Below are 25,750 nucleotides of genomic sequence, written 5' to 3' on the forward strand. Positions count from 1 at the left end.
GTTTTTTTTACCACTAGGCAAGTTCTGAAACTTGGCTGCTGAGTGATAAACAGCCGCCAAGTATACAGATAAACCATGTCAGTATTAAGTAGGAATGCGCCGATATTTAGATTTCCCAATGCTGATACTCGGCTTTTCTTTGCTTGGATAGAGCACAGCCACAATACCCGCTAAAAATAGCGTGCACGAAATCCACTGAACGGTGGAGAGCGTTTCACCAAAGAACAGATATCCACTCAACAAAGCAAACACACTGGTTAACAGGGTCAACGGTGCAAGCTTAGACATGGGATAGCTGAGTACCATTTTGTTCCAAACCCAGTACCCGAATAGGGTGGTCGGGTAGGCTTGAAACAATACCGAAAACCATGCGCTGCCATTCCACTGTTCGTAAGTGGTGATAAGGCCTTCCAATCCATTAATAGCAATGCTCAGCAGAACAAGCGGAATAGGGGCAAACAACATTCCCCAGATGTTAAAGGCGAATGGCGCTTTGGTTTCTGAATGGCGGATAATCACTCCCATCATAGGCCAGCAAATGGCTGCAATAAGAATGAAGATAAACCCCAGCAAGGTGATGTTGCCATTGGTATAGATAATCGACAAAGTTAAACCAATCAGTGCTGCGAGAATCCCAAACCACATTTGTTTGGTGATCACTTCTTTATAAAGCAAAGCGCCTACCGCGATACTGGTTAACACGTCCAGTTGCAGCAGAACCGAGGCCATTCCCGAAGAAAGTCCAAAAGTAATCGAGCAATACGCCATTCCCCAAATACCTGTGCCGAAGACTAAACCGTAGGCCATTAAGTATTTAATTGGGACATTCGGCTTTTTGACAAAAAAGATAATGGGAAAAGTCGCCAGTATGAATCGAGCAGCCGCAATCAAAAAAGGATCAAGTTGGTTAACACCGAGTTTGATGGCGGAAAAATTCACGCCCCAAATGACCATAACCCCAATAACGAGTAATAAATGTTTTCCCTGCACAATAAACTCCTAGTGTTCACAATATGATCAGAGTATTGCTTGAGTAATAAAACCAGTACAGATACAATTTTTTAAAATTTAACCAGTACAATTTATCGCTATGCAGAAATACAAACAGTTAGCAGAGAAGATCATTGAAGATATTCAGACCACTAAACTTAAGCATGGTGACCGTATGCTTTCACTACGTTTGTTTGCCAAACAGCATGGTGTGAGTGTTTCTACTGCGGTAAGTTGCTATCAAGACCTAGAACAAAGAGGCTGGCTCGAAGCTCGTCCTCAGTCGGGTTTTTTTATCTGTTCACAAACGCTGGTTGTGGCGACTCCGTCTTGGCAGCGATTTGCGACTCAGCTTGCGACAAATGTTAAGCCACGCAAGAAACCTCAAGTAAAATCGGGGCCACTAGGCATCGCTTGTATTGAGTTGGATGTCACAGCGCAACGCGCCTTGGATAAGAGTTTTCGCCGCGCCATGACGCAGTCGCCCTCCAGATTGACACAGTATCCAAATAAACAGGGTGAGCCTGTTCTGCGGGAAGCTTTGTGCTCTCACTTCAGTCAGTTGGGATTTGCATTGCGTCCGGATGAACTGGTGATTACCCATGGTTGTATGGATGCAGTAAAAACGGCATTGCAGATCTGTGTTAAGGCTGGGGATACGGTTGCAGTCAGCTCTCCGTGCTTTAACGGGTTGCTGGAATTACTTGCTAATTTGGGTTTAAAAATCATTGAGATTCCATCTGTAGAAGACGGCATCGATCTCGATGCTCTGGAGCGACTGTTTCAAAACCAGCAAGCGCAAGCGGGGCTGTTTTGTACCACGCACATGAATCCTCAAGGCATTACCATGTCAGCTAAACAGAAAAAGCGCTTAAGTCTGCTCGCAAGCCAGTATCAAATTCCTGTGATTGAAGATGACGTGTATTTCGAACTGAATCATTCGGATAAGTTGCATTTGCCGACGGCTTATTATGATGAAAGTGGTTACGTGATTTGGTGTGGCTCTTTCTCTAAGACTCTTTCACCAAGCTACCGTTTGGGTTGGTGCCGACCTGGTAAGTTCGTTGCAAAATATACTCAGCAGTACGAAGGCGTACCCACGCTTATTCAAACTGCGATAGCCGATTTCATTCAAACGGGCGCCTACAGTCGTCATCTCAAGCGCACCAGACAGCAGTTGGCGATCAACAAGCAAGATTACACCCGTTTCTTAGCACAGCATTTGCCGCAAAATAGCCGCATTACTCAGCCTGATGGCGGTCTGGTACTTTGGCTTCAGGTCGCGGGTTTAAGTTCAGATAAACTCAATGCCGAGGCAATTGAATCCAATATGGATATACGGGTTGGCAGCGTATTTACCGAATCTCAACGCTACGATGATTGTGTTCGGATTAATATTGGGTTTGCTCTGAGCAACGAAATCGAGCGCTTACTGAGAAAGCTTATTGAGCTGATTAATAGCTGTCTGCCGCAGGATTCTTTGCAAGTCGCGATGCCGGAAGCGGAACAACTTGCAGCAACAAGCAAACAACAATAAACGCTAAGCCATACCAGCCAATAAGAGTGAATCTTTCGCCGACTAAACTGACGGCAAACAAAGTGGCAATAGCAGGTTCTAGCAGAGTGATCAATGTAGCTGTGCTGGCTTCCAATTGTTTTAGTGCATGCCCAAACAGCAGATAGCCCAAAAACATAGGTATGGTTGCCATATAGATCACCACAGCCGTGTGTGTTGCATCGGCAAAAAGGTTGTCACCAGTCACCCACAACGACGGCAGTAATAGTGTGGCAGCCAAACCAAACATACTCGCCATCGCTGACTGAGAACTCACTCCTCGTTCAATCATGCTGCGAGCCGCCCATGAATACGTAGCGTAAGTTAACGCAGCGATAAGTCCCAGCCCTATACCGATTAAGTGCAGTAGCGAGGCTTCGGCAGAGTATGAGCTGTCTTGTTTACCCAACGTGAGTAACACGATTCCTATTGCACCCACAATGAAAGAAATCATCCAATGTAGCGATATTGATTTTTTGCTGATTAGACGCTCAAGAAAAACAGTAAAGAAAGGGGCGCTGGCAATAGAGATTAATGTCCCAATCGCCACGCCTGAAAAACGCATAGAGGAATAAAAGGCAAGAGGGTAGATAGCCACAGCTGCGCCACCACATAACAGAAGCTTGTAGTTTCTTACCAGTGTGGCGATATCTTTGGTCAGCTTTTTTCGGGCATTAATCAGCAGCAATAAGCCACCGCCGCCCATGGCTGATGCGCCGATGGCAAGAGGGCTAATATCTGGCGCAAAACTGGCGGCGGTTCCGGTTGTTCCCCAGAACACACTCGCTAATACAACGGCGAATATTCCGCTGATATTGGTATTGCTCTTCAACATAGCCACTCCATTAACTTATCTAACACGAGTGAAATAGTATGCGTATTTTATTGCTTTGTTTGTGCAGATTGGACGCTTGTGTTGGCAATAAAGACGGACTTAACGGGTTAACTTTGAGGGAGGAAGACCAAAATGTTGCGAAAAACGGCGGCTAAAAGCGCTGTGGTCGGCATAGCCCACAGATTCAGCGACGATTTGAATAGGGTAGTCAGTATGGATAAGCAACGCTTGTGCTTTTTCCATACGCTTGTGAGTAATGTATTGGGTCACCGTTAAAGCCGTTTGTTCTTTGAACAGTTTTTTTAACTGGGTTGGACTTAAAAAAGCAATTGCCGCCAGTTGAGTAATCGAAAGCGGCTGGGCAAGATTGGCTTCGATATATTCTTGAACTTTCCTGATCCTATGGTCGAACTGCTTAAGTATTTGTTGTTCACTAAGTAAAAGCGAGAAAGTGGCTAACATCAGCTGTTCGATTTCTCTATTCACTTGATACTTGAGTTGCTCTTCTATGAAGCTCAAGTAGTGCATTAAAGGTGGGCTGATTGAAAAGACGATAGTGTCAGAATCTAAAATGTGTGGTGGCAGATGTTCGAGATCGGCCACCACAAAACGCGCTTCTGTTTCTGCCGCGAAATAATGCATTTCGTTTGCACGAACAACAACGCACTCTCCGGGTCTTACTGCTCCTTTAAATGCTTCAACTTCAATGTTAATGACACCACGAACAGGCAAAACCAACTGATGAAAATCGTGGCTATGCCCGTTCTTTTGACGGCTGTATGAGCGAATTGAGAGAGAGTTGGAATTAAACATTCATCAATTTTCGATATTAACGATCTTATGACCCTAGCAAAAACGTGAAGACACTATATCCCTAAAGCTGCCCCTGCAACAATGAAGAATGCGACACATACAACGATGGGTAACTTAAGCTGCTTAAGCAGATAGAAGCCAATCAATACCAAGGCAATGTCGGTTGCATTAAACACCGCGCTTGTGAATACCGGTTGGTACAATGCTGCGGCCAGTAAACCAACGACGGAAGCATTTACGCCGTTCAGCGCACCTGAAATGGTGGGGTTATCTGCCAGTGCATGCCAGTTCTTCAACACCGCTAACAGCAGTAAGAAACCGGGTAGGAACACCGCTATAGTCGCTAACAATGCACCTAAAACTGGAGCGTTTGGCATCAAAGCGTAACCTAAATACGTCGCGAAAGTGAACATCGGCCCCGGTACTGCCTGAGCTGCCGCGTAACCCGTTAGAAACGTATCTTGACTAAGCTGATCGCCTACAAGGTTTTGCAGCAAAGGTAGAACGACATGTCCGCCACCAAACACTAAGCTACCCGCTTGGAAGAAATCACCGAACAACTGGACGCTTGGGTGACTCGACAGCACCGAAGTGCCAATCAAAATGGCAACAAACAACAGTAACGGTACATAGCTGGGTTTGAATGAGCTTTGTGCTTTGGCTGTGTCACCTTTGATATAGATTGCGCCGATAACCGCCGCCAAAATTAATACCAATAGCTGCGTGGTAATACTTGTAACAACCAGCAGCATGCTTGCCGTTAAAAGGGCTAAACCTGCCGAGAGTTTGGTTGAGCAGAAGTTCTTGTACATTCCCCAAGTTGCATCCGCAACCACAACCACAGCAAGCAGTTTAAGCCCGTGTACGATGTTGTGGAACAGAGCGGTATCGGTGATCTGACTGCTCACTAAAGCAAGAATCAACATCAGAATGATCGAAGGGGCAGTGAAGCCGATGAATGCTGCTGTGGCACCAAGTAAACCACCGCGTTTATAGCCAATCGAAAAGCCGACCTGACTAGAACCTGGGCCGGGTAAAAACTGGCTGAGTGCCACTATCTGAGCATATTCGTTATCGTCTAACCATTTGAGTTTTTCAACGAAGGTTTGGCGAAAATAACCAATGTGAGCCGCTGGGCCGCCGAAGCTAATCCAACCTAACCAGAAGAAGGTTTTGAAGATAGTGAGCATGTAAATAAGCTTCCTTTATCGATGTTGCGCCATGAATATCTAAAGCAAACTCCAATTTCAACCTATCTCGTTAATAATTCACAATTATTTAATGTAAAAAGCCATTACCGAATGTGTCAGAAGTTCATCTTCTGTTTTGGCCGGTAATGGCTTGAAGTGGATTATTTTAAGATTGCTTGTTTAAAGCTTGAAATTACTTACCAGCTTGTCGAGCTCAGAGGAGAGTCTTTGCAAATGAGTGCTGGACTGATTGAGTTGTTCTGAAATATCTGTGGTTTCAGAAGTCAGTTGGTTAATCTCTTCCAGATTTCGATTGATATCGACAACAACGGTCGATTGCTCTTCAGTGGCTGTCGCAACTTGAATGTTCTGTGCGTTTATATGCTCAATGTGGTTGCTGATCTGTCCCAGAGAAGTCGTGGCATTATCAGCAAAGCCGACAACTAAGTTACTTTGATTCCGTCCTTTATCCATGGCGTTGACCGCTCTGCGAGATTCAGTCTGCAATCGATCGATGATGTTTTGGATCTCTTCTGTTGATTGCGCTGAGCGACTGGCAAGTGTGCGAACTTCGTCGGCCACAACAGCGAAACCACGCCCTTGTTCTCCGGCGCGTGCCGCTTCAATCGCCGCATTAAGTGCCAGTAAGTTTGTTTGATCAGAGATGTTGCGGATAGTGTCCAGAGTTAAGCTAATATCGTCGACTTGTTTCGCTAGTGACTGAACAATTTCTGTCGCTTCTTCAAGTTCTCTTGATAGTTCACCAATCTGCTCACGCGCCTGACCGACCACATTACGCCCATCGCTGGATTGATGTGTTGCTTCGTTAGCTGCGTCGGCAGCCTGCGAGGCGTTGGCAGCGATCTCTTCAACTGTTGCGCCTAACTGATGAATCGCGGTGGATACTTGAACGGTGCGATCTCTTTGCGAGGTACAGTTATGACGAGTATGGTCTGCACGTTCCGAGACGTTGCTAGCCATTTCGGCCAAGTCACGTGAATTTCTTGCAACTTGAACCATTGAGGTATGAACCTTCTCAATGAACTGGTTGAAGCTGTTCGCGATATCGGTCAGCTCATCTCGGCCCTCGACTTCGATTCGGGTATTCAATGCCATATCCTGTGCCGCATTATTCATGGTTTCACGCAGATAGGTGACACGTCTGCGTAGATTTAGCACGATGGACGACGAGATAATGAATGAAGCCAGCAGCCCAATAATGCTAATCACAATCAGTGTATTACGGTTCGAAATATAAGTTTCGTGACTGAGTGAGTTTTGTATTTCTGCCTGATGTAACAGGGTATCCAATATGACGTTAGCTTCTTTTCTCATTACACCGTAACTTTTTGCATATTTGTCACGATAGATTTGTTGTGCGGTAGATAGGTCACCTTTGTCCAAGGCATCGAGCATGGGGGTGAGTTCGTCTTTTACTACCACCTCAAATGCATCCGCGAGTTTTTGAACGCGCTCTTTAAGTACTAAATCAGACTGGGCTTTAACCGCGTCATCTAAAGCCACTCTCATTTCAGGAATGTCTTCTGTTCTTGCTTCTTTGACTCGTGTAGCAATGCCTTTGGCATCACGAAGGGCGGTTTCCTGTAGCAGCATCATATCTATTCCGACACGCATTCTTGGAATTCTAGACGCCGTTTCTGCCATAGCACGCATTGGTGCAGCAGTGTTTAAGTACATCGCTTCGGTTTTCTTATCGATGGAATCCATTGAACTAAGGCTTTGTAAGCCAACTGTAATTAACGCCAAACAAGGGATGGTAACAGTAATAAGCAAACGGGTTTTTAAGGTGAAATTATTGATGAGCATAACGGTAAGTATCCATGTCTGTTGCTGTTATGGGTAAGGACTTTACCAATTTGCCAATAATTAAAACGGTGGATTTTTAATCGGATGTGAATGTGGACACAGTTTTGCAGAACGACATGCTGAGATTGCGAGGAATTATAGAATTTTCATAAATTTAAATGAGTTTAATTAAAACAGGGTTGACCCCTATGAACTCAAAAACTTGTTCATAGGGGGGGACGAGGGAAAAGCTAGAGCTTGAAGTTACCGACCAGTTTGTCCAATTGAGAGGAGAGCTGTTGCAGACTGTTACTGGATTGATTTAGCTGCATTGCAATATCGGTTGTTTCAGTGGTCAGATGGTTAATTTCTTCAACATTGCGGTTGATATCTTCGACCACGGTAGATTGCTCTTCCGTTGCCGTCGCCACCTGTATGTTCTGTCCGCTAATTTGGTCTATATGGCTGTTGATTTGTTCCAAGGCGCTGGTGGCGTTGTCTGCATATTCAACCACCCGATCACTTTGTTCACGACCTTGCTGCATTGCTTCAACCGCACGTTTGGACTCAGATTGAAGTTTATCGATCACCTGCTGAATTTCTTCTGTGGAATTGGCTGAGCGGCTAGCCAAGGTTCTGACTTCGTCAGCAACCACCGCAAAGCCTCGGCCTTGGTCACCAGCTCGTGCGGCCTCAATCGCTGCGTTGAGCGCAAGTAGGTTGGTTTGATCGGAAATATTACGAATCGTATCTAAGGTTGAACTGATGTCGTTCACTTGTTTCGCAAGCGACTCAACAACATTTGTCGCTTTTTGTAGTTCAAGCGACAGAGCACCAATTTGATCTCTTGCCTGCATAACAACTTTCTGACCATCACTCGATTGATGAGTCGCTTCGTTGGCTGCATCTGCTGCCTGAGCCGCATTGGCAGCGATTTCACTTACCGTTGCGCCCAGTTCGTGAATCGCCGTTGCCACTTGCACTGTTCGGTCACGTTGAGATGTGCAATTACTTTGAGTGTGACGAGCTCGCTCTGACACATCTCGCGCCATTACTGCCAGTTGGCGAGAGTTTTCGGCTACCTGATTGATCGCACTGTGCACTTTTTCCATAAACAAGTTAAAGCTGTCGCCAATCTCTGTCAGCTCATCTTTGCCATCCAACTTGATTCGCGTGTTTAATGACATGTCTCGTGCCGCGGTCGTAATGGTATCTCTTAATGTTGATACTCTGTTGCGTAAGCTCATAACAATCGCAGAAGAGATGATAAAGGAGATAATAAGACCGGCGCTAATGATGATAATTTGCGTTGTTCTGCCGGACATATAGCTGTCGTGGCTGAGCTTATTTTGTGATTCCGCTTGTGCTAGCAAGGTTTCCAATAAGGTGTTGGCATCTTTACGCATCGTGCCGTAACTCACCGCGTACTTCTCTTTGTAGATTTGTTGAGCAGTTGCCGTGTCATCTTTATCAAGAGCCTCAAGTAGTGGGTTTAGCTCAGTACTGACCATCTTTTCAAAGTCATTAAGCAAGCGTTGTACTTGAGCTTTTAGCTCAGGGTTTACTTGAGTACTCACTGCAAGAGTCAGCGCATCACGCATTTCTGGAATATCTTCTTCTCGCGTTTCTTTAACACGAGTTTTAACCCCTTTTGCGTCGCGCAGGCTGGTTTCCTGCAGCAACATCATATCTATGCCGACACGCATTCTGGGAATTCGGGAAGCGGCTTCGGCTACTGCCCGCATAGGCGCGGCCGTATTGAGGTACATTTCTTGGGTTTTGCTGGCCATTGCCGACATGGCGTTCAGGCTAGCCAAACCTACAAAGATCAATGCCAAGCAGGGGATTGCTACCGTAATAATCAATCTGCTTTTTAGCGTAAGTTTATCAATTAACATTGAGTGAATACCTTCCGTATTTTGATGTTAGACAGCGATTTAGGCTCATAAAATGCCAGCTAAAAGAATGGCTGGTTAAGAGGTGGAACTAATAAAAAACTTTATGTATTAATGAATAGCTTAGGCTAAAACGGAAGAACTGCTATTCGCAGCAACGAAAATTGATTTGGCTCTGTGATAATGCCCCAATTGGTAGGAGATTAACTTTCAAATCTAGACATGACGCGACTTGCCAGTTATCAGCAGGTCAGTTGTGGGTTCTCTTAGATGGCTGGTTTATGTAAGGTGTTCAATCAACTGATGCAATGGCATCGGCCTGCCTAAGTAGTACCCTTGAGCCTGCTGGCAGCCCATTTCTTGCAAGATTTTTAGTTGGGTTTCTGTTTCCACACCTTCGGCAACGAGATTAATACCAAAGCTGTTAGTCATTGCAATGATAGCGCTGACAATGGTTCTGGAACGGTCATCGTTATCGACTTCGGAAATGTAACTACGGTCGATCTTGATTTCATCCACCGTTAAATCTTTAAGCATGGCAAGAGACGTATAACCCGTACCAAAATCATCAATAGAAATCGCAATCCCGCACTTCTGTAGTGATGAAATGACTTCAACACTGTTGTTCAGGTTATCCAACGTTGCGGTTTCTGTAATTTCAATGCTAATGAACGGGGCAATAGATTCCTGCGCTTGGATGAAGCGAACCAACTCATGCATTTCGTCCGCATTGTTGAACTCAGCCGCTGATACGTTAACCGCAATGGTTTTAATTTTGTTACCCAACAAATCCGTAGAACTGAGCTCTTTGGCGACTTTGTTGATCACCAACTTTGATATTGCGCCAGTTAAGCCGTTAATTTCAGCGAGTGGGATAAACACATCGGGAGAGATAAATCCTTTGGTCGGGTGATTCCAACGTACTAAAACTTCAACCCCATTGACGTTTAAAGTTTTCAAATCGTATTTAGGCTGATACACCACGCTGAGAATCTCATTGTCGATGGCATTGCGTAAATCCAACATCATCTGACGGCGTTGTAACGCCTTCTCGGTCAAAGCTTTATCATGGTACTGGATTGCGTTCTTTTTCTCTTTTGCCACATTGAGCGCTTCTGTTGCTGAAACCATCAGCTCTTTGGCTGTGCTGCCATCTTGAGGATACAGAGCGATGCTGATGCAGCAAGTTGACTCAATTCCGTAATCTTTGGAAAGACGGTTATACAGGCGCTGAATATCCTGCATGTGTTCGTCCATATCATATTCGCCGCTGATTTTGGCAAAGCTGGCAAACTGATCGGCATGTAAGCGAGAAGCAAAGGAGCCGGGTAATAACGCTTGATTTAGGGCTTGTGCCAAATCTCGCAGAAAAGCATCGGCTTTTTCAAATCCAATCGCGTCATTAATTCTTTTGAAATCATCAATATCTAGGTAGCCGAGAATGAGCTGCTCATTGGGTTTAAGCTGTCTGATGGTCAGGTTCAACGTACGCACGAACATGGTCATACTGTGCAAGCCTGTTAGGCTATCCATATCATTGGCTTTTTCTAAGGCATTGTTACCTTTAAGTACCATGGCAAGTAGCAAGCCTGCGGTGATGACGACAAAGGCTATGCCTTTATATGTCTGGGCGACAGCTCGCATTTCAGCGCTGGGTAGAAGAGTTTCAACCGCAAGATCGGAGAAAAGGATCCATAAAGTAGCGAACAGAGCGTACGTAGCGGCGACTTTAACCGCTGAAGTGACTGTTCTGCTCATATTCCCTCTCTCCTAGGGTTGTTAATACTTGTAACAAAGTATGTCTAGCACACCATGAATGCCTATGGTTTGTCTAGTCAAAGAGTTCAATAACTAACTTATTATCTTTGATAACCAGATTTGGCTCTGCTGATTTCAATAATGCCTGTTCAACTTTACTGCTGTCCAGTTTGTATACCGGATACTGTGATAATGCTGTGCCTATCATTGAAACGGCTGGTTTCAGTAGCTGCTTAATTTCAGGTGTCAGCAGTTGGCCTTCCTCATCAAAGCGGTCTAGACGCAGAGATTTCAAGAATATTTCACCTGTCTCTTTGTCATATTCTGGGACTGCGCTGAACTCTAAATCCAGTTCCAGCTTCTTCTCAGGTTGATTCCAGATTTGTACTTTGGCGGTGGTATTTGCGAGCACAGACACGCGATCTGCATCGGCGCGGCCAATATTCACATCGAGATCGTGAATCGAAACAAAGGCATGCATAACATTTTGAACCCCAACAGATTGCTCGAAACTGACGTTATCATGCAGATACTTGGTCATATCCTGCTCTGTCACGCTATAACTTGCACAACCCGCAAATGTCAGAGCGGCTAAAGGTAAAAGAAGTGATTTTAATGCTTTTTTGATCATGGGCTTGGGCTCTTTTTATGCACGATAAATATAGCTATGGGAACATCATAGCGAATCATTTTGCACAACAATATGGGCGTTTTCTGATTCTGCATCATACTGTTTTGACTATCATAAGAGCAAAGTCTTGTTTGCTGACGCTGTCAAGCGGCGTCTTTAATAAATCACCGATTATGAACGAGTTGTACAAACTTGATGGACTCCTGAGCCATATCAAAGGAATTGTGATCAAGGTCGCTATAATTCTCTGCTCATATTGGCTGAGAGAGTAGTGTGGTTTGGGTTTTATAAAAGAGCAGTTTGAACTACTCGCCCCCGGAGGCGATTTAGATTCGATCAAAGCAGCAATTGCAGCTGGTGCAGACGCAGTTTACTGCGGACTGGATAGATTTAATGCACGTAATCGAGCAACCAATATTACGCTTGATGTCCTTGAGGGTGTCATTGAACTTGCTCATCAACACAGCTGTAAGATATTTCTCACCCTCAACATTGTTCTGCTTGAAAGTGAAATTCCATCCATTATTCGCTTGTTGACTCAGCTTAACGAGACTGAAGTCGATGGCGTTATTGTTCAGGACCTAGGTCTGGCATTTCTCATCAAACACTATTTCCCTAGCTTGGATATGCACGCCTCGACGCAGATGAACACTCACAATGAAGGGCAAATTAAGCTGCTGAGCAAACTCGGCTCTAGCCGTGTGAATTTATCCCGAGAGCTGGATATTGATGAAATCACCCATTTGGCGCAATATGGTCGAGAGCACAATGTAGCTATGGAAGTGTTTGTGCATGGCTCTTATTGTATTGGTTTCTCAGGTCTGTGTTATTTCAGCTCGGCACTAAACGGTGCATCCGGTAACCGTGGGCGTTGCAGTCAGCCTTGCCGTGACCAATATCAAACCACTCGCGCTGGTAACAATTATCCGCTGAACCTAAAAGACAACTCTGCTTACCAAGATATCGACGCGTTAGCCAAGGCAGGTGTCTATTCACTGAAAGTGGAAGGGCGAATTAAAAAATCCCACTACGTGTACACAGTGGTTGATAACTGGCGCAAGCAAATTGATCAGTACTGCGAAACGGGTGAAATGCTCAGAGATATGTCTGAGCTTTATACTGTCTTTAACCGCGACTTTACCAATGGTTATCTTAAAGGTGATATCCATCGAGGCATGTACATTGATAATCCGAGAAATTTCGCGGCGGCGCATTTTGCTTCTAAAAACGTAACTTCTAACGGTTTGGCATATAAAGAACTTGCCTCCACGAGTATTACGTCAGCTACTTCACAAGTAAAACAGCCAGTTAATGCGGATGCAGCCTTACAAGATGCTAAGAAGTTTATTTACGATCGCAACACCGATCTTATTCGTAAGGTCGATGCGATTACTCAGGCAATGCCAATTACTGCTAATGCGAAGCGGAGCCTGAAAGGAAGCGGCTTTATAGCGGATATTCCTCTTCCTAAGTTAGATGCTAACGCAAAGTTAAACAGTAGTGCGAAGCTTTCGGTACTGATCGACAAAGTCAGTGATTTAGATTTAATTGAACAAGCCAGCGAAACAGAGTTTTTCTATCAAATTCCGGATGCGCTCGAGCTTCAGTATCAAGAAGTTTTGGATGTGTTTACTCGCTATCCAAACCTAATCCCTTATTTTCCTGCGATATTAATTGGTGAGCATTACCAAGCTGCGTGTCGACTGCTTGAACACATCAAACCGAAATGGTTGGTCACCAATAACCTCGGTGTGGCTGAAGCCGCGCAGAGCAAGGGGTTACCTTGGGTAGCTGGGCCTCAACTTAACATCACTAACTCGCTGTCGTTACAGTGTGTTGATCAAGAGCTGAAAGGTCATGGTGCGTTTGTCTCCAATGAGCTGAGCGCTAAGCAGATGAAGCGATTAGTCAGACCGGAAGGTTTTAGATTGTTTTACAGCCTCTATCATCCGATTCATTTGATGACCAGCAGACAGTGCCTACTTATTCAAAGTATTGGTTGTAAGAAGCAAAGAATGAACAAAGGCTGCATGAAACGATGTGAGAAAAGTGCATCAATCATCAGCCTAAAAGGGCAATCTCATGTCATTCACAAGCAGCGAGGCAATCACAATTGCCTGTTTGGCAACGAGAACTTCCTAAACTTAGATTTGCTGAGGGATGTACCGAATGTGTTCACCGACATCATGATTGACCTGCGTGACATCCCTACTCATACCAAATGGGCTGTGAGTAAATCAGAGTTGATTGAGCTGTTTAAGCAAGCTATCAATCGGGATGAAGCCGCGCAGCAAGCGTTGTCATCAAACATTATAGGCACAACAAACAAGCAGTATTTAAAAGGTTTGAACTAACGTCGGTTAGTCGGTTAGGAGAGAAGGGCAAACTTGTTGCGGTTTGCCCATTTCTTTTGGTACTACGACTTTTCCAACACCCTTATCGACATACTCACCGCTGACGTGCGGTTATCGACTTCCAGCTTCTTATAAATCTGCTCAAGATGTTTGTTCACCGTGCGCGGGCTCATATCGAGTATCTGCGCAATCTCCCAGTTTGTTTTGCCGAAAGAGAGCCAATAGAGAACCTGAGATTCGCGCTTGGTGATGTTAAACACTTCGCGTAAGTCATCTTCGGTTCCTGCTTGTTTAGGAACGTTGACTCGAATCAGAACATGGGTATTGCTGTCATTGCCAGCAAAGGTTGCTTCGAGAGGCGAGTCAAACTGGGTAATGGACAATGGCGCAGAAGTATCACCACTGTTGAGCCATAGAGCGATGTCGGTTTGGATTTGTGACCAAGTATGCGCAATGTCCTGCGTGCTGTCCGTGCGACGACTAATGTCGCACAACAGTTCCTGCGCGTGGGGTGTTGCCCATTCCAAATCGCCGTTTTTTGAGACACAGAATATAAATTGCCCAGCGTAATCCAACGCGGCTTGCGCAGATTTAGCCATGCGTGCGTTATGGCTGTGAACGCGAATACGAGCGAGCACTTCAGCCGGAACCACTGGTTTAGTGATGTAATCTACTCCGCCTGCTTCAAACCCTTTGATGACGTGTTTGGAGTCATTTAACCCCGTCATAAAAATGATAGGAATCGCTGGCAAGCGTTCCTTTAACTTCAAGCAGGTATCGAAGCCGTCCAATACGGGCATAACGGCGTCAAGCAAGATGACGTCTGGCTGGATTTTTTCCACTATCGATAGCGCCTGATGACCGTCCAGTGCGACCAGTACGGTAAGGCCTGCTTCATTGAGAGTTGCATTTAACATTCCCAATGATTCAGGAGAGTCATCGACCACTAATACGATGATGTTTTTCGCTGAGAAACCGTTCATGAATCTATTAATCCATTAATATGTTCGACGATGTTTGCGAAGCGGCAATGGTGCGCTTCTTCTCGCATGGTATTGATAAATTTAGTGCCTTGATGCCCGTTATTTTCTAGCTGGTCGAGCAGGTCACTGAATGCAGACATAAAGCCTATCTCTGCATAACTTTTAAGTTTAGAAAGCTCTTGGCTATTCGGATAAAAATCAGGAGTTTCACGGTGACTTTTTTCCTTCTCTTCCTGATAAATCCAATCAAGACCCAATAATTGACTGAGCTTACCAAGCAATAGCGGAAGAGAAACCGGCTTGGTCAGATAGCCATTGTGGTAGCTGTGAAGCTGATTATTGGTTTCCAACTCCTGAATATTGGCAGAGAGCATAAGGATCGGTTGATAGTAATGCTTTTGACGCAGTTTAATCGCCAGTTGCCATCCATTCACTTGCGGCATAAAAATATCCAGCATGAAAAGGTCGATGGCTCTGCTTGCCGCGAGTTCTAAGGCAGCTTCCGCAGAGTTGGCTTGCAGGACATTAAAACCGAGTGGGCTTAGGATGTTGCTGATCAGTATGCGTTGGTCATCAATATCATCCACTACCAAAATGGTTTTCTTAGCGCCTTTATAGCCTGTCACATCAAGATTGGTCAGTTCTGGTTCATTGAGATAGTCATTTACCTCGGAAAGCATCATTTTCAGAGTAAAGGTACTGCCTTTGCCTTTTTCACTAATACATTCAATTTCACCACCCATCAAATCTGCCAATGCATTGGAGATAGTGAGACCTAACCCTGTGCCGCTAATGTGCTTAGTAGTATCTGACTGAATACGTTCAAATGGGCGGAAAATCAGTTGTTGTTCGTCTTGTGAAATACCAATCCCCGTGTCTTCAACGCTAAAACGTGCCACCTGGTTTCGATATGTGACGGAGAAGTGTACATGCCCAGCTTCGGTGTATTTCACCGCATTATTGAGCATATTGATCAGGATCTGTCTTAGCCTCTGTTTATCGGCGGTGATAAAAATTGGCAGATGGCTGGCAACACTGTACTGGAAGGCAAGATTCTTTTGCTCCGCCTGCATACGAAACATTTCTACCAGTTGTTGCAGTAAAGAATGAAGATTAAAGGCATCCCGATGCAGCTCCAGTCGTCCCGCTTCTATTTTTGAAATCTCCAACAGGCTTTCTAGCAAATCACCAAGATGTTTACCATTTCGCTCCAATGTTTCTGCATATTGGCGTTTTTTCGGACTCAACTCTTTATCGTTACTGAGTAACTGGGCATACCCAAGCAACACATTAAGTGGTGTTCTCAGTTCATGACTTAGCCCCGCCAAATAGCGACTTTTCGCATCGTTAGCGTTTTCCGCTTTTTTCTTTGCCCGTTCAAGTTCGAGCGAGGTTTTTTCGTGCGCGGTAATTTCATCAGAAAGCAAGTTGGTGTGAGCCTGAAGCTCTTTCATTGCAAGGCTGCTGCTGCTTCTGGCTAATACAAATAGCCAGCTAATAATACCGATTGGAATCAGCAACAGAGCGAACGCTTTAAACAGACTGATAGAGAGCGCGTTCATCTTGGTCGGATCTAGGCTTGGCACCTGACTGTATGCCAGAGCCAAAATTGCACCGATGGATAAACTCATTAATCCCATTACCATGACAAATTGGCTGATAGAAGAGGAGAGTTTGTTTATCCAAGACAAAGGTAAATAAGGCTCTAAGGTGTGTTTGACTTGAGCATGGAAGGTCGCTTGCGGACGGCACTTATCATGGCAGCGAACATCAAGTGAGCAACAAAGCGAACAAATATGCCCTTGATAAGCGGGGCACATCGCCATGTCTTCTTCTTCAAATGTGTGTTGGCAAACCACACACTCGTGTTCTTGATGTCCATGGTGAACAATGATTTCGTCGTGGACTAAGTAGTAGCGACTGCGTGTCGCGAGTGCAATTAATGGCGCTGTGATAAACGGCAATATGAACGATAGGTATGAGGCGAAGGCTTTGATCACATCATTAAACAGACCAAAGTGAGCCGCGAATCCAAACAAGGAGGCAAGGATCATTGAACCTAAGCCAACAGGGTTAATGTCGTAGAGCTTTGAGCGTTTAAATTCGATGTGTTTGGGGCTAAGACCGAGCGGTTTGTTGATGGCTAAATCGGCGACGATTGTACCAATCCAAGAAAGCACCAAAACCGAATAGATTTGCAGCGTTTGTTCAATGAGCTGATAGACACCAAGCTCCATCAAGAGCAGAGCAATCAGTACGTTGAAGATCATCCATACCACTCGACCGGGGTGGTGATGAGTTAAACGTGAGAAGAAATTCGACCAAGCCAGAGAGCCCGCATAGGCATTGGCAACGTTAATTTTCAACTGGGAAATGATGACAAACAAACCCGCGCAGATAAGGGCAAGTTTGGTATTGTCCGTCATGTAACCAAACACATTCACATACATATGAGCTGGGTCACCAGCCAGATCTGGCGCAATACCGTGGCTGATAGCGAGCCACGCCAAGAAACTGCCTAAGGCAATTTTCAACGCGCCAAACAACATCCAACCGGGTCCACCAATCAGCATCGCTGCCCACCAACGCAGTTTAGTGGAAGGGGTCTGTGCGGGCAGAAAGCGCAGAAAATCGACCTGTTCACCAATTTGCGCCACAACCGAAAGCAGTACTGCCGATGCAGCGCCAAACAACATCCAGTCGAACTCAGGGCTGTGTCCAACTAAACCACCGTAGGAGAGCCATTGGTCAATTTGACTGTCTGGGTGAGTAAAAACGAAGAACAGGGGAATGAGCTGCATCGCAAGCCAAAGCGGCTGCGACCACATCTGAAACCGTCCGATATTGGAAATACCCAAAGCAACCAGAGGAATCACAATCACCGCGCTGATGATGTATCCCCAAAACACTGGAATACCAAACAACAGTTCTATTGCCATCGACATAATGGCGGCTTCGAGGGCAAAAAAGATAAAGGTGAACGAAGCGTAGATGAGCGACACTATGGTTGAGCCAATATAGCCAAACCCCGCACCTCGGCTGAGAAGATCCGCATCAACACCGTATTTGGCAGCGTAGTAACAGATAGGTATGCCACTTAGAACGACCACCAGAGAAACACCGACTATCGCCCAAAGTGAGTTGATAACACCGTAGTTTAGGGTGATGGTTCCGCCGATGGCTTCAAGCACCAGAAACGAAACAATGCCTAAAGCGGTATTGGCTATCCAGCTTGCTGACCATTTCCTTGCGCGTTTTGCGGTAAAACGCAGCGCAAAATCTTCCAGTAATTCGTTCCCGACGAGGGTGTTATAACGCCTGCGCGTTATTGGGACTTTCTGCATCTCATTGTCTCTTCATCCTTAAAGTTCTTACCTGCACTCCTTGCAAGTATCGAATTTTCGCAGTGGTTCGCTTAGTTAACCTTACCTTCGAATGAAGTTTTTATCTTCCATTTTAGAGCGAAAGTAATGGGTTTTTTAAGCTATCGGGTTCTTGGGTTATGGCTTTCTTTATATCCTGCACGCGCGAGTATAGCCCGATTTTACTCATTGCTATATGCGTAGTTTAACGTAGTTAAAGTGCGCAATATGCGCATACCCCTAACTCTTTATCTCACCGATACTTTTCCGGAGCTTGTTCCTGATGTTGCGATTTTGAGCCTGCATCTGGGGGCGTAAGTTTGGACCATTTATTAATCAAGGGAAGATGAAGAATGAAACGGAAACTCCTCTCCACCGCAGTACTAGCAGCAACCATACTCAGTGCTCATGCCTATGCAGCAGACACTATCAAAGTCGGTGTGTTGCACTCATTGTCGGGTACTATGGCAATCAGTGAAACCACACTTAAAGATACGATGTTGATGCTGATTGATGAGCAGAACAAAAAGGGTGGTCTGCTTGGTAAAAAGCTAGAGCCTGTGGTTGTTGACCCAGCGTCTAACTGGCCTCTATTTGCGGAAAAAGCGCGCGAATTGATTTCAAAAGACAAAGTATCAGCAGTATTTGGTTGCTGGACTTCAGTATCTCGTAAATCTGTACTGCCAGTATTTGAAGAGTTGAACAGCATTCTGTTCTACCCAGTTCAATACGAAGGTGAAGAATCTTCGAAAAACGTGTTCTACACAGGTGCTGCGCCAAACCAACAGGCAATTCCAGCCGTTGATTACTTGATGGATCAAGGTGTGAAACGTTGGGTTCTTGCAGGTACGGACTATGTTTACCCACGTACTACCAACAAAATCCTTGAAGCCTATTTGAAAGACAAGGGTGTGGCAGCTTCTGACATCATGATCAACTACACGCCTTTCGGTCACTCTGATTGGCAGTCTATCGTTTCTGATATTAAAAAATTTGGCTCAGCGGGTAAGAAAACCGCGGTGGTTTCTACCGTCAATGGCGACGCAAACGTACCTTTCTACAAAGAGTTGGGTAACCAAGGCGTAACAGCAGACCAAATTCCAGTGGTGGCATTCTCTGTGGGTGAAGAAGAACTTTCAGGTATGGATACTGCTCCACTTGTCGGTCACTTAGCAGCGTGGAACTACTTCGAAAGCGTGGATTCACAAGCGAACGAAGAGTTCATCGAAGCGTGGCACAAGTTTACTAAAGACGACAAACGCACCACGAACGACCCAATGGAAGCGACTTACATCGGTTTCAACATGTGGGTGAAAGCGGTTGAAGCGGCAGGTACAACAGATCCAACAGCCGTGCAAAACGCACTGATTGGTACGTCTGTTCCTAACCTTTCAGGCGGTTACTCAACCATGATGCCTAACCACCACATCACTAAACCTGTTCTGATTGGCGAAATCCAAGATGACGGTCAGTTCCAAACTGTTTGGGAAACGGCTGGTTTGGTTGCGGGTGATGCATGGTCTGATTTCTTACCGGGTTCTAAAGACCTGATTTCAGATTGGCGCGCACCACTTAGCTGCGGTAACTACAACGTTAAAACAGGTAAATGTTCTGGTCAGAACTTCTAATTCGTAACACAGACCTTCCTGCTGTTTTACGACATTAGACTGATGCAACGAAATAAGTGGGTGCGAAAGCCCCACTTATCCTCTGCTTGATAAAGCAAGAAATGGATTTTAGAGGCTGGGCTAATAGCCGAGTCAGAAAGGGTTACTCATGGTCTTAATTAAGCGAATGTATTCCATAGTGCGCGATACCAGACGAATAGCTCTGGTGTGGTTGCTTGTGGTGACAGCCTTATGTGTGACTTCTGTGGCGCAAGCCGAGACAAGTGCTTCATTCGATGAAGGCTTACAAGCGATTTCGACACTCAAATTCAATCAAATCGAATCGGGTGTGGATAGCATTCTTCAAAGTGGCGACGAGCGAGCGGTTGACGTATTGAGTCTGCTACTAAATGGCGATTTATATGTTGAGAAATCAAGCTCAACATTGGTAATCATTAAAGCCAAAGAGGGCAGTGACTTTACGATTCAGCCACTTCTTTCGACCAATGATGGCGATATGTCGTCGGCAAATTCTCAGTCGACAGTAAATTCCCGAGCGATTAAAAAAATCGGTATCAACAACAGTTTGCGCGGCAAATTAAAATCGGCAATCGCCGCGTTAAGCATCTCTCATCCTAATCCGGGCAAGCGTATTGACGCGATTAACCAGTTAATGGGTTCGATGGATGAAGAGAGTTATCAACTCCTCAAAGATCACTTAGTGAAAGAGTCAGATGCCAAAGTGAAAGACTTAGGAACAACGGCTCTAGCTATCTATGATTTGAAAAACAGCAGCGATGACAATGTCCTTGCTCAAGCGATTGATACCCTCAAACCCAGCTACCAACCAACGGCTCGCAATGCGCTTAATCAGTTTGTTAGTGAGAACCCTGAGAGTGCACTCATTGGTGCTGCGCGTATCGCATTAAGCAGCATTGAACAACGTGAGAAAGTGGCGGACATGACGCAAACCCTGTTTTTTGGTTTAAGTCTTGGTTCTGTATTGGTATTGGCAGCGATTGGTCTTGCTATTACCTTTGGCGTTATGGGTGTTATCAACATGGCACACGGCGAACTCATCATGTTGGGCGCATACACCACTTATGTGGTTCAAACCCTAATGCCAGAACACATAGGTTTATCTGTATTTATCTCTATCCCTTTAGCGTTTGTGGTGTCTGCCGTTGCTGGTGTGCTGATTGAACGTTGCGTGATTCGCTTTTTGTATGGCAGACCATTAGAAACACTGTTAGCAACATTCGGTATCAGCCTGATCCTGCAACAAGCGGTTCGCACCGTTTTCTCTCCGCTAAACCGATCGGTTTCAACACCGGATTTTATGCAAGGTGTGATTGAGATAAACCCTTTGCTTAGCCTGACATTAAACCGTTTATACATCATCGTTTTCTGTTTGATTGTGTTTGCACTTTTGTACCTGATTTTGAACTACACCCGCTTGGGTATTGAGGTTCGCGCAGTTTCGCAAAACCGCAGTATGGCGCGTGCGATGGGTGTTCGCTCTGAATGGGTGGATGCCATGACCTTCGGTTTAGGTTCGGGTATTGCGGGCATTGCGGGCGTTGCGCTAAGCCAGTTAACCAACGTAGGACCGAACTTAGGTCAGGCTTATATCATCGACTCTTTCATGGTGGTGGTATTCGGCGGTGTGGGCAACTTGTGGGGAACGCTGGTGGCTGGCATGTCACTAGGCGTGGCAAACAAAGTTCTTGAACCTTGGGCTGGCGCCGTTCTGGCGAAAATCCTAGTGCTGGTATTCATCATTCTATTTATTCAGAAAAAGCCCCGAGGATTATTCCCTCAGAAAGGGCGTTCTGCGGAGGGATAATCATGGTGTATCAACCGAAGTTATTTGATCGCTCTACCATGACATTTCTATTGGTTTTGGCAGTGGCTCTGGGTGTGATCCCAGTGTTGAACATGCTGGTGAGTTCAGGAAGTGCACTGCATATTTCAACCTATACCGTCACTCTAATGGGCAAGTACCTTACCTATGCATTACTCGCTGTTGCTGTGGATTTGGTGTGGGGTTATTTAGGCATTCTGAGCTTAGGTCATGCGGCATTCTTTGCTTTGGGTGGCTATGCAATGGGTATGTATCTGATGCGTCAGATTGGTGACCGAGGCATTTACGGCAACCCTGAACTGCCAGATTTCATGGTGTTCCTAAACTGGAAAGAGCTGCCTTGGTTCTGGCACGGTTTCGACCAGTTCTGGTTTGCAGCTTTAATGATCGTTCTCGCGCCTGGTGTTCTTGCGTTTGTTTTTGGTTGGTTGGCGTTTCGCTCTCGCGTAACTGGTGTGTATCTATCAATCATCACTCAAGCGCTGACTTATGCATTAATGCTGGCATTTTTCCGCAACGAAATGGGCTTTGGTGGTAACAATGGTCTAACCGATTTCAAAGATCTATTGGGCTTTGATTTACAGGCTAACTCAACCCGAATCACGCTGTTTATCTTATCGGGTATCGCACTTGGTCTTGGTTATCTGGCGTGTCGTTTTATTGTGGTGAGCCGTTTAGGGCGCGTAGCAATGGCTGTGCGCGATGCGGAATCTCGTACCCGCTTCACGGGTTACAAAGTGGAATACATCAAGTTAGCGATTTTCTGTTTTTCGGCTGTGTTAGCTGGTATTGCCGGTGCTTTGTATGTACCGCAAGTGGGCATCATCAACCCTTCTGAATTTTCTCCTTTGAACTCGATTGAGCTGGTGGTTTGGGTTGCATTGGGTGGTCGTGCAACTCTGTACGGCGCTGTGGTGGGGGCATTAGCGGTCAACTATGCCAAAACCTATTTAACCGCTGCGTTACCAGAGGTATGGCTGTTTAGCCTTGGCGCTATGTTTGTGTTAGTGACGCTGTTCCTGCCAAAAGGTGTGGTTGGGCTTATCAAAACCAAGGAGGCAAACGCATGAGCTTGAGAGATTTTGCAAGGTCAATGACTGACCGTGAACATGTTTACGATTTCCTTGTGCCGAAAGTAAATCCAATGCTGACTGTTGGTCATGGCTGCTTGCTTTACCTTGAAGGATTGACCGTCAGTTTTGATGGTTTCAAAGCGATAAACGATCTCAATTTGTACATCAATGAAGGGGAGCTGCGCTGCATTATCGGCCCTAATGGCGCGGGTAAAACCACCATGATGGACATTATTACTGGCAAAACTCGCCCAGACAGTGGCAGTGCGTGGTTTGGGCAGAATATTGATCTGCTTGAACTGAGCGAACCGGAAATCGCCCAAGCGGGAATCGGCCGTAAATTCCAAAAACCGACAGTATTTGAAAACCAAACCGTGTTTAACAACCTTGAATTGGCGATGGCTGGAGCGAAAACCGTTCGTTCGACCTTGTTTGCCAAACTGAGTTCTTCAGACATTGATTACATCGATTATGTGCTGAAACAAATCGGTTTAGAGCCTCAACGCTTTTTACTCGCTGGTGCTCTGTCTCACGGACAAAAACAGTGGCTAGAGATTGGCATGCTGCTGATGCAAAACCCGAAACTGTTGCTGGTGGATGAGCCTGTGGCGGGAATGACGCATCAGGAAATGGACAGAACCGGTGAGCTACTCACCAGCCTCGCTGGCGAACGCACCATCGTGTTGGTTGAACACGACATGGATTTTGTTCGCTCGATTGCCAAAAACGTTACGGTTCTTCATCAAGGATCTGTACTTGCCGAAGGCACCATGGATCAGGTGCAAAGCAACCCCAAAGTGGTTGAGGTCTATTTGGGAGAAGAAGCATGTTAACGGTGAAAGGATTAAACCAGTTTTACGGACAAAGCCATACCCTGTGGGACTTAGACCTTAATGTTGAAGAGGGTAAATGTACCTGCCTGATGGGACGCAACGGAGTGGGTAAAACCACGTTATTGCAATGTGTGATGGGGTTGCTTGCGACACAAAGTGGTCAAATTGAATATCTTGGGCAAGACATTGCTGGATTATCAGCGGAAAAACGTGCGCCTTTGGGTATCGGTTATGTCCCTCAAGGTCGCCAAATATTCCCTTTGCTCACGGTGGAGGAAAACCTGCGTATAGGTTTACCCGTACGCGGCGACAAGAGCAAAAATGTACCGGATTTTATCTATGAGCTTTTCCCGGTGCTCAAAGAGATGCTGCATCGTCGTGGTGGCGACCTTTCAGGTGGTCAGCAGCAACAACTTGCGATTGGTCGAGCACTGGTCATTAACCCCAAACTACTAATTTTGGATGAGCCAACAGAGGGTATACAACCTAACGTAGTGGCTGAGATTGGCGACATCATTCGCCGTCTAAATCAGGAAATTGGTCTGACGGTATTGCTGGTCGAACAGAAGTTACCATTTGCCAGAAAAGTGGCTGACCGATTCTGCATTCTTGATCGTGGACGCCAAGTGGCTGCAGGTGAGATGACAGAACTCAATGATGCTCTGGTCAAAGAATATCTAACGGTGTAGCGCTATGAATCTTATGTCTAAGTTCGATCTCATCAGTCAAACCGAGCGCCATTGGCCAGCGTTTCTCTCGCTGGGTTTTGATTTTGATGGCGAGAAGACTCGAATGCACCAAATGGCGTTTCAAGGGCCACTTCGTGTACAGCGTCCATTCTACCCAGAGCAGGAGGTTTGCCATGTTTATTTGCTGCATCCGCCGGGTGGGTTGGTTTCTGGTGATGACTTAAGCATTCAGGTGGAATGTGCGCAAGACAGCCACGCGCTGATCACCACACCTTCTGCGGGAAAAATATATCGAGCAGACAGCCAAGGCGGCGCACAGCGTCAGCAGGTTCATATTGATGTGCACAGTGCCCGTTGTGAATGGATGCCTATGGAAACCATCGTGTTTGACGGTGCGCACGGTAAACTTTCTACACGAGTGAACTTGTATGGCGAGGCGAAATTCGTCGGCATTGACGTGTTCTGTTTAGGTCGGCCGAAAAGTCATCTGCCATTTGTTAGCGGCAGTGTTGAACAGCGTTTGGCGGTCTATTTGGAAGATAAGCCGATTCTGCTTGAGCGCCAATTTCTGTCTGCGGACGATCCGCTTCTCACCGCAATGAGTGGTTTCAATCATCATCTGGTTTCTGGAACTTTGGTGGTGTTTGGTATTGAAGATGCAGATTCTGCGGTTACTGCATTAAGACATTCCCTAGATTCAAAACAAACCACACTGAGCGTTACCCATCGTCTAGGGGTAATAGTGGTTCGCTATTTGGGCGATTGCAGTGAACAGGCACAACAACAATTACGTGGATGTTGGCAACTTCTGCGACCGCTATTGATGGGCATCGAGCCTTGCCCACCAAGGATTTGGAACACCTGATTTAAACCATTTTTCAGAGGGACGATATGGAATTATCACCAAGAGACAAGGATAAACTGCTGCTGTTTACTGCGGCGTTGTTGGCTGAGCGCCGATTGGCTAAAGGTATCAAGCTCAACTATCCAGAAGCCAGTGCTTATATCTCCGCAGCCATTATGGAAGGTGCGCGAGAAGGTAAAACGGTGGCTCAGTTAATGAGTGAAGGACGCACTTTATTAAGCAAAAGCGAGGTTATGGACGGCATTGCAGAGCTTCTAGAAGAAGTGCAGGTTGAAGCCACCTTTCCTGACGGGACTAAACTGGTCACCGTTCATAACCCGATTCAGTAGGAGGCGTTATGAAGCCAGGAGAATACCAACTGCAATCTGCACCCATTGAACTCAACGCGGGGCGTAAAACCTTGAGTATTTCAGTGGTGAATCACGGTGACCGACCTGTGCAAGTGGGCAGCCATTATCATTTTTTTGAAACCAATCCAGCACTCGACTTTGAGCGTGAGAAAACCAAAGGAATGCGTTTGAACATTGCTGCGGGAACGGCTGTTCGTTTTGAACCGGGACAAACTCGCAACGTAGAACTGGTTGAGTTAGATGGTGCGAGAGAAGTGTACGGCTTCCGCGCAGAAGTGATGGGTAAGGTCTGATTTC

The 25,750-nt window shown here is 45.8% G+C and carries 20 protein-coding genes; 10 read left to right on the plus strand and 10 right to left on the minus strand.

Annotation, left to right across the window (positions count from 1 at the left end):
• Positions 1–84 precede the first annotated feature (84 nt).
• A complete protein-coding gene (locus HKI82_RS16305; RefSeq protein WP_171138572.1) occupies positions 85–990 on the minus strand; it encodes an EamA family transporter in 906 nt (301 codons plus the stop codon).
• A 100-nt stretch (positions 991–1,090) separates the two neighbouring features.
• Here HKI82_RS16305 and HKI82_RS16310 point away from each other — a divergent pair, with 100 nt between their 5' ends.
• Positions 1,091–2,527: an aminotransferase-like domain-containing protein gene (locus HKI82_RS16310; RefSeq protein WP_171138573.1), complete on the plus strand. Its 1,437-nt coding sequence runs from the start codon at positions 1,091–1,093 to the stop codon at positions 2,525–2,527.
• On the opposite strand, the gene HKI82_RS16315 is transcribed toward HKI82_RS16310, so the two are convergent.
• From HKI82_RS16315 to HKI82_RS16345, 7 genes are all read right to left on the minus strand, one after another.
• Positions 2,445–3,380 carry a DMT family transporter gene (locus HKI82_RS16315; RefSeq protein ID WP_171138574.1) on the minus strand — a complete coding sequence of 312 codons (936 nt, stop codon included), beginning with the start codon at positions 3,378–3,380 and terminating at the stop codon, positions 2,445–2,447. The genes HKI82_RS16310 and HKI82_RS16315 overlap by 83 nt on opposite strands.
• Before the next feature lie 99 nt (positions 3,381–3,479).
• Positions 3,480–4,193, minus strand: coding sequence for an AraC family transcriptional regulator (locus HKI82_RS16320; protein WP_171138575.1), 714 nt, complete (start codon positions 4,191–4,193; stop codon positions 3,480–3,482).
• Positions 4,194–4,246: 53 nt separating this feature from the next.
• A complete protein-coding gene (chrA, locus tag HKI82_RS16325; protein ID WP_171138576.1) occupies positions 4,247–5,383 on the minus strand; it encodes a chromate efflux transporter in 1,137 nt (378 codons plus the stop codon).
• A gap of 180 nt (positions 5,384–5,563) precedes the next feature.
• Positions 5,564–7,210, minus strand: coding sequence for a methyl-accepting chemotaxis protein (locus HKI82_RS16330; RefSeq protein WP_171138577.1), 1,647 nt, complete (start codon positions 7,208–7,210; stop codon positions 5,564–5,566).
• 230 nt (positions 7,211–7,440) lie between these two features.
• Positions 7,441–9,087, minus strand: coding sequence for a methyl-accepting chemotaxis protein (locus tag HKI82_RS16335; protein WP_102942226.1), 1,647 nt, complete (start codon positions 9,085–9,087; stop codon positions 7,441–7,443).
• A 276-nt stretch (positions 9,088–9,363) separates the two neighbouring features.
• Entirely contained in the window at positions 9,364–10,842 is a 1,479-nt protein-coding gene (locus HKI82_RS16340; protein ID WP_171138578.1) for a putative bifunctional diguanylate cyclase/phosphodiesterase, read from the minus strand.
• Positions 10,843–10,915: 73 nt separating this feature from the next.
• Complete coding sequence (locus HKI82_RS16345) at positions 10,916–11,473, minus strand: YceB family lipoprotein (protein WP_042483011.1); 558 nt, start codon at positions 11,471–11,473, stop codon at positions 10,916–10,918.
• A 278-nt stretch (positions 11,474–11,751) separates the two neighbouring features.
• Here HKI82_RS16345 and HKI82_RS16350 point away from each other — a divergent pair, with 278 nt between their 5' ends.
• Entirely contained in the window at positions 11,752–13,827 is a 2,076-nt protein-coding gene (locus HKI82_RS16350) for a peptidase U32 family protein (RefSeq protein WP_206361945.1), read from the plus strand.
• Positions 13,828–13,889: 62 nt separating this feature from the next.
• Here the strand turns inward: HKI82_RS16350 and HKI82_RS16355 are convergent, their stop codons facing one another.
• Together HKI82_RS16355 and HKI82_RS16360 are read right to left on the minus strand one after the other, a co-directional pair.
• Complete coding sequence (locus HKI82_RS16355; protein ID WP_171138579.1) at positions 13,890–14,810, minus strand: response regulator transcription factor; 921 nt, start codon at positions 14,808–14,810, stop codon at positions 13,890–13,892.
• Positions 14,807–18,154: a hybrid sensor histidine kinase/response regulator gene (locus HKI82_RS16360; protein ID WP_240956742.1), complete on the minus strand. Its 3,348-nt coding sequence runs from the start codon at positions 18,152–18,154 to the stop codon at positions 14,807–14,809. Before HKI82_RS16360 ends, HKI82_RS16355 begins: the two co-directional genes overlap by 4 nt.
• 371 nt (positions 18,155–18,525) lie before the next feature.
• On the opposite strand from HKI82_RS16360, the gene urtA reads away from it, so the two are divergent.
• The 8 genes from urtA (at position 18,526) to HKI82_RS16400 (ending at position 25,746) form a co-directional block, all read left to right on the plus strand.
• Positions 18,526–19,800: an urea ABC transporter substrate-binding protein gene (gene urtA, locus HKI82_RS16365; RefSeq protein WP_171138580.1), complete on the plus strand. Its 1,275-nt coding sequence runs from the start codon at positions 18,526–18,528 to the stop codon at positions 19,798–19,800.
• Between the two features lie 148 nt (positions 19,801–19,948).
• Positions 19,949–21,625, plus strand: a complete 1,677-nt coding sequence (gene urtB, locus HKI82_RS16370) for an urea ABC transporter permease subunit UrtB (protein WP_390632646.1) — start codon at positions 19,949–19,951, stop codon at positions 21,623–21,625.
• A 2-nt stretch (positions 21,626–21,627) separates the two neighbouring features.
• Positions 21,628–22,713, plus strand: coding sequence for an urea ABC transporter permease subunit UrtC (urtC, locus tag HKI82_RS16375; protein WP_171138581.1), 1,086 nt, complete (start codon positions 21,628–21,630; stop codon positions 22,711–22,713).
• Complete coding sequence (gene urtD, locus HKI82_RS16380; RefSeq protein ID WP_102942234.1) at positions 22,710–23,549, plus strand: urea ABC transporter ATP-binding protein UrtD; 840 nt, start codon at positions 22,710–22,712, stop codon at positions 23,547–23,549. Before urtC ends, urtD begins: the two co-directional genes overlap by 4 nt.
• Positions 23,543–24,238 carry an urea ABC transporter ATP-binding subunit UrtE gene (urtE, locus tag HKI82_RS16385; protein WP_102942235.1) on the plus strand — a complete coding sequence of 232 codons (696 nt, stop codon included), beginning with the start codon at positions 23,543–23,545 and terminating at the stop codon, positions 24,236–24,238. Before urtD ends, urtE begins: the two co-directional genes overlap by 7 nt.
• A 4-nt stretch (positions 24,239–24,242) precedes the next feature.
• Positions 24,243–25,103: an urease accessory protein UreD gene (locus HKI82_RS16390; RefSeq protein WP_102942236.1), complete on the plus strand. Its 861-nt coding sequence runs from the start codon at positions 24,243–24,245 to the stop codon at positions 25,101–25,103.
• 26 nt (positions 25,104–25,129) lie between these two features.
• The gene (gene ureA, locus HKI82_RS16395) at positions 25,130–25,432 is read left to right on the plus strand and encodes an urease subunit gamma (protein ID WP_102942237.1); all 303 of its coding nucleotides are present in this window, start codon (positions 25,130–25,132) and stop codon (positions 25,430–25,432) included.
• 8 nt (positions 25,433–25,440) lie between these two features.
• On the plus strand, positions 25,441–25,746 hold the full coding sequence (locus HKI82_RS16400; RefSeq protein WP_042483041.1) for an urease subunit beta: 306 nt from the start codon (positions 25,441–25,443) through the stop codon (positions 25,744–25,746).
• Positions 25,747–25,750 lie beyond the last annotated feature (4 nt).

Origin of the sequence: Vibrio plantisponsor (assembly GCF_013041605.1) — a bacterium.
In the GTDB taxonomy this organism is placed as follows: domain Bacteria; phylum Pseudomonadota; class Gammaproteobacteria; order Enterobacterales; family Vibrionaceae; genus Vibrio; species Vibrio plantisponsor.

Bases quoted from the DNA above. Each gene is read 5' to 3' on its own strand.
- urtC (WP_171138581.1), top strand. From the start codon at position 21,628: ATGGTGTATCAACCGAAGTTATTTGATCGCTCTACCATGACATTTCTA.
- HKI82_RS16400 (WP_042483041.1), top strand. From the start codon at position 25,441: ATGAAGCCAGGAGAATACCAACTGCAATCTGCACCCATTGAACTCAAC.
- HKI82_RS16355 (WP_171138579.1), bottom strand. From the start codon at position 14,810: ATGAACGGTTTCTCAGCGAAAAACATCATCGTATTAGTGGTCGATGAC.
- HKI82_RS16360 (WP_240956742.1), bottom strand. From the start codon at position 18,154: ATGCAGAAAGTCCCAATAACGCGCAGGCGTTATAACACCCTCGTCGGG.
- HKI82_RS16315 (WP_171138574.1), bottom strand. From the start codon at position 3,380: ATGTTGAAGAGCAATACCAATATCAGCGGAATATTCGCCGTTGTATTA.
- urtE (WP_102942235.1), top strand. From the start codon at position 23,543: ATGTTAACGGTGAAAGGATTAAACCAGTTTTACGGACAAAGCCATACC.
- HKI82_RS16335 (WP_102942226.1), bottom strand. From the start codon at position 9,087: ATGTTAATTGATAAACTTACGCTAAAAAGCAGATTGATTATTACGGTA.
- HKI82_RS16320 (WP_171138575.1), bottom strand. From the start codon at position 4,193: ATGTTTAATTCCAACTCTCTCTCAATTCGCTCATACAGCCGTCAAAAG.
- HKI82_RS16310 (WP_171138573.1), top strand. From the start codon at position 1,091: ATGCAGAAATACAAACAGTTAGCAGAGAAGATCATTGAAGATATTCAG.
- HKI82_RS16390 (WP_102942236.1), top strand. From the start codon at position 24,243: ATGAATCTTATGTCTAAGTTCGATCTCATCAGTCAAACCGAGCGCCAT.
- chrA (WP_171138576.1), bottom strand. From the start codon at position 5,383: ATGCTCACTATCTTCAAAACCTTCTTCTGGTTAGGTTGGATTAGCTTC.
- HKI82_RS16345 (WP_042483011.1), bottom strand. From the start codon at position 11,473: ATGATCAAAAAAGCATTAAAATCACTTCTTTTACCTTTAGCCGCTCTG.
- urtA (WP_171138580.1), top strand. From the start codon at position 18,526: ATGAAACGGAAACTCCTCTCCACCGCAGTACTAGCAGCAACCATACTC.
- HKI82_RS16340 (WP_171138578.1), bottom strand. From the start codon at position 10,842: ATGAGCAGAACAGTCACTTCAGCGGTTAAAGTCGCCGCTACGTACGCT.
- HKI82_RS16330 (WP_171138577.1), bottom strand. From the start codon at position 7,210: ATGCTCATCAATAATTTCACCTTAAAAACCCGTTTGCTTATTACTGTT.
- ureA (WP_102942237.1), top strand. From the start codon at position 25,130: ATGGAATTATCACCAAGAGACAAGGATAAACTGCTGCTGTTTACTGCG.
- urtB (WP_390632646.1), top strand. From the start codon at position 19,949: ATGGTCTTAATTAAGCGAATGTATTCCATAGTGCGCGATACCAGACGA.
- urtD (WP_102942234.1), top strand. From the start codon at position 22,710: ATGAGCTTGAGAGATTTTGCAAGGTCAATGACTGACCGTGAACATGTT.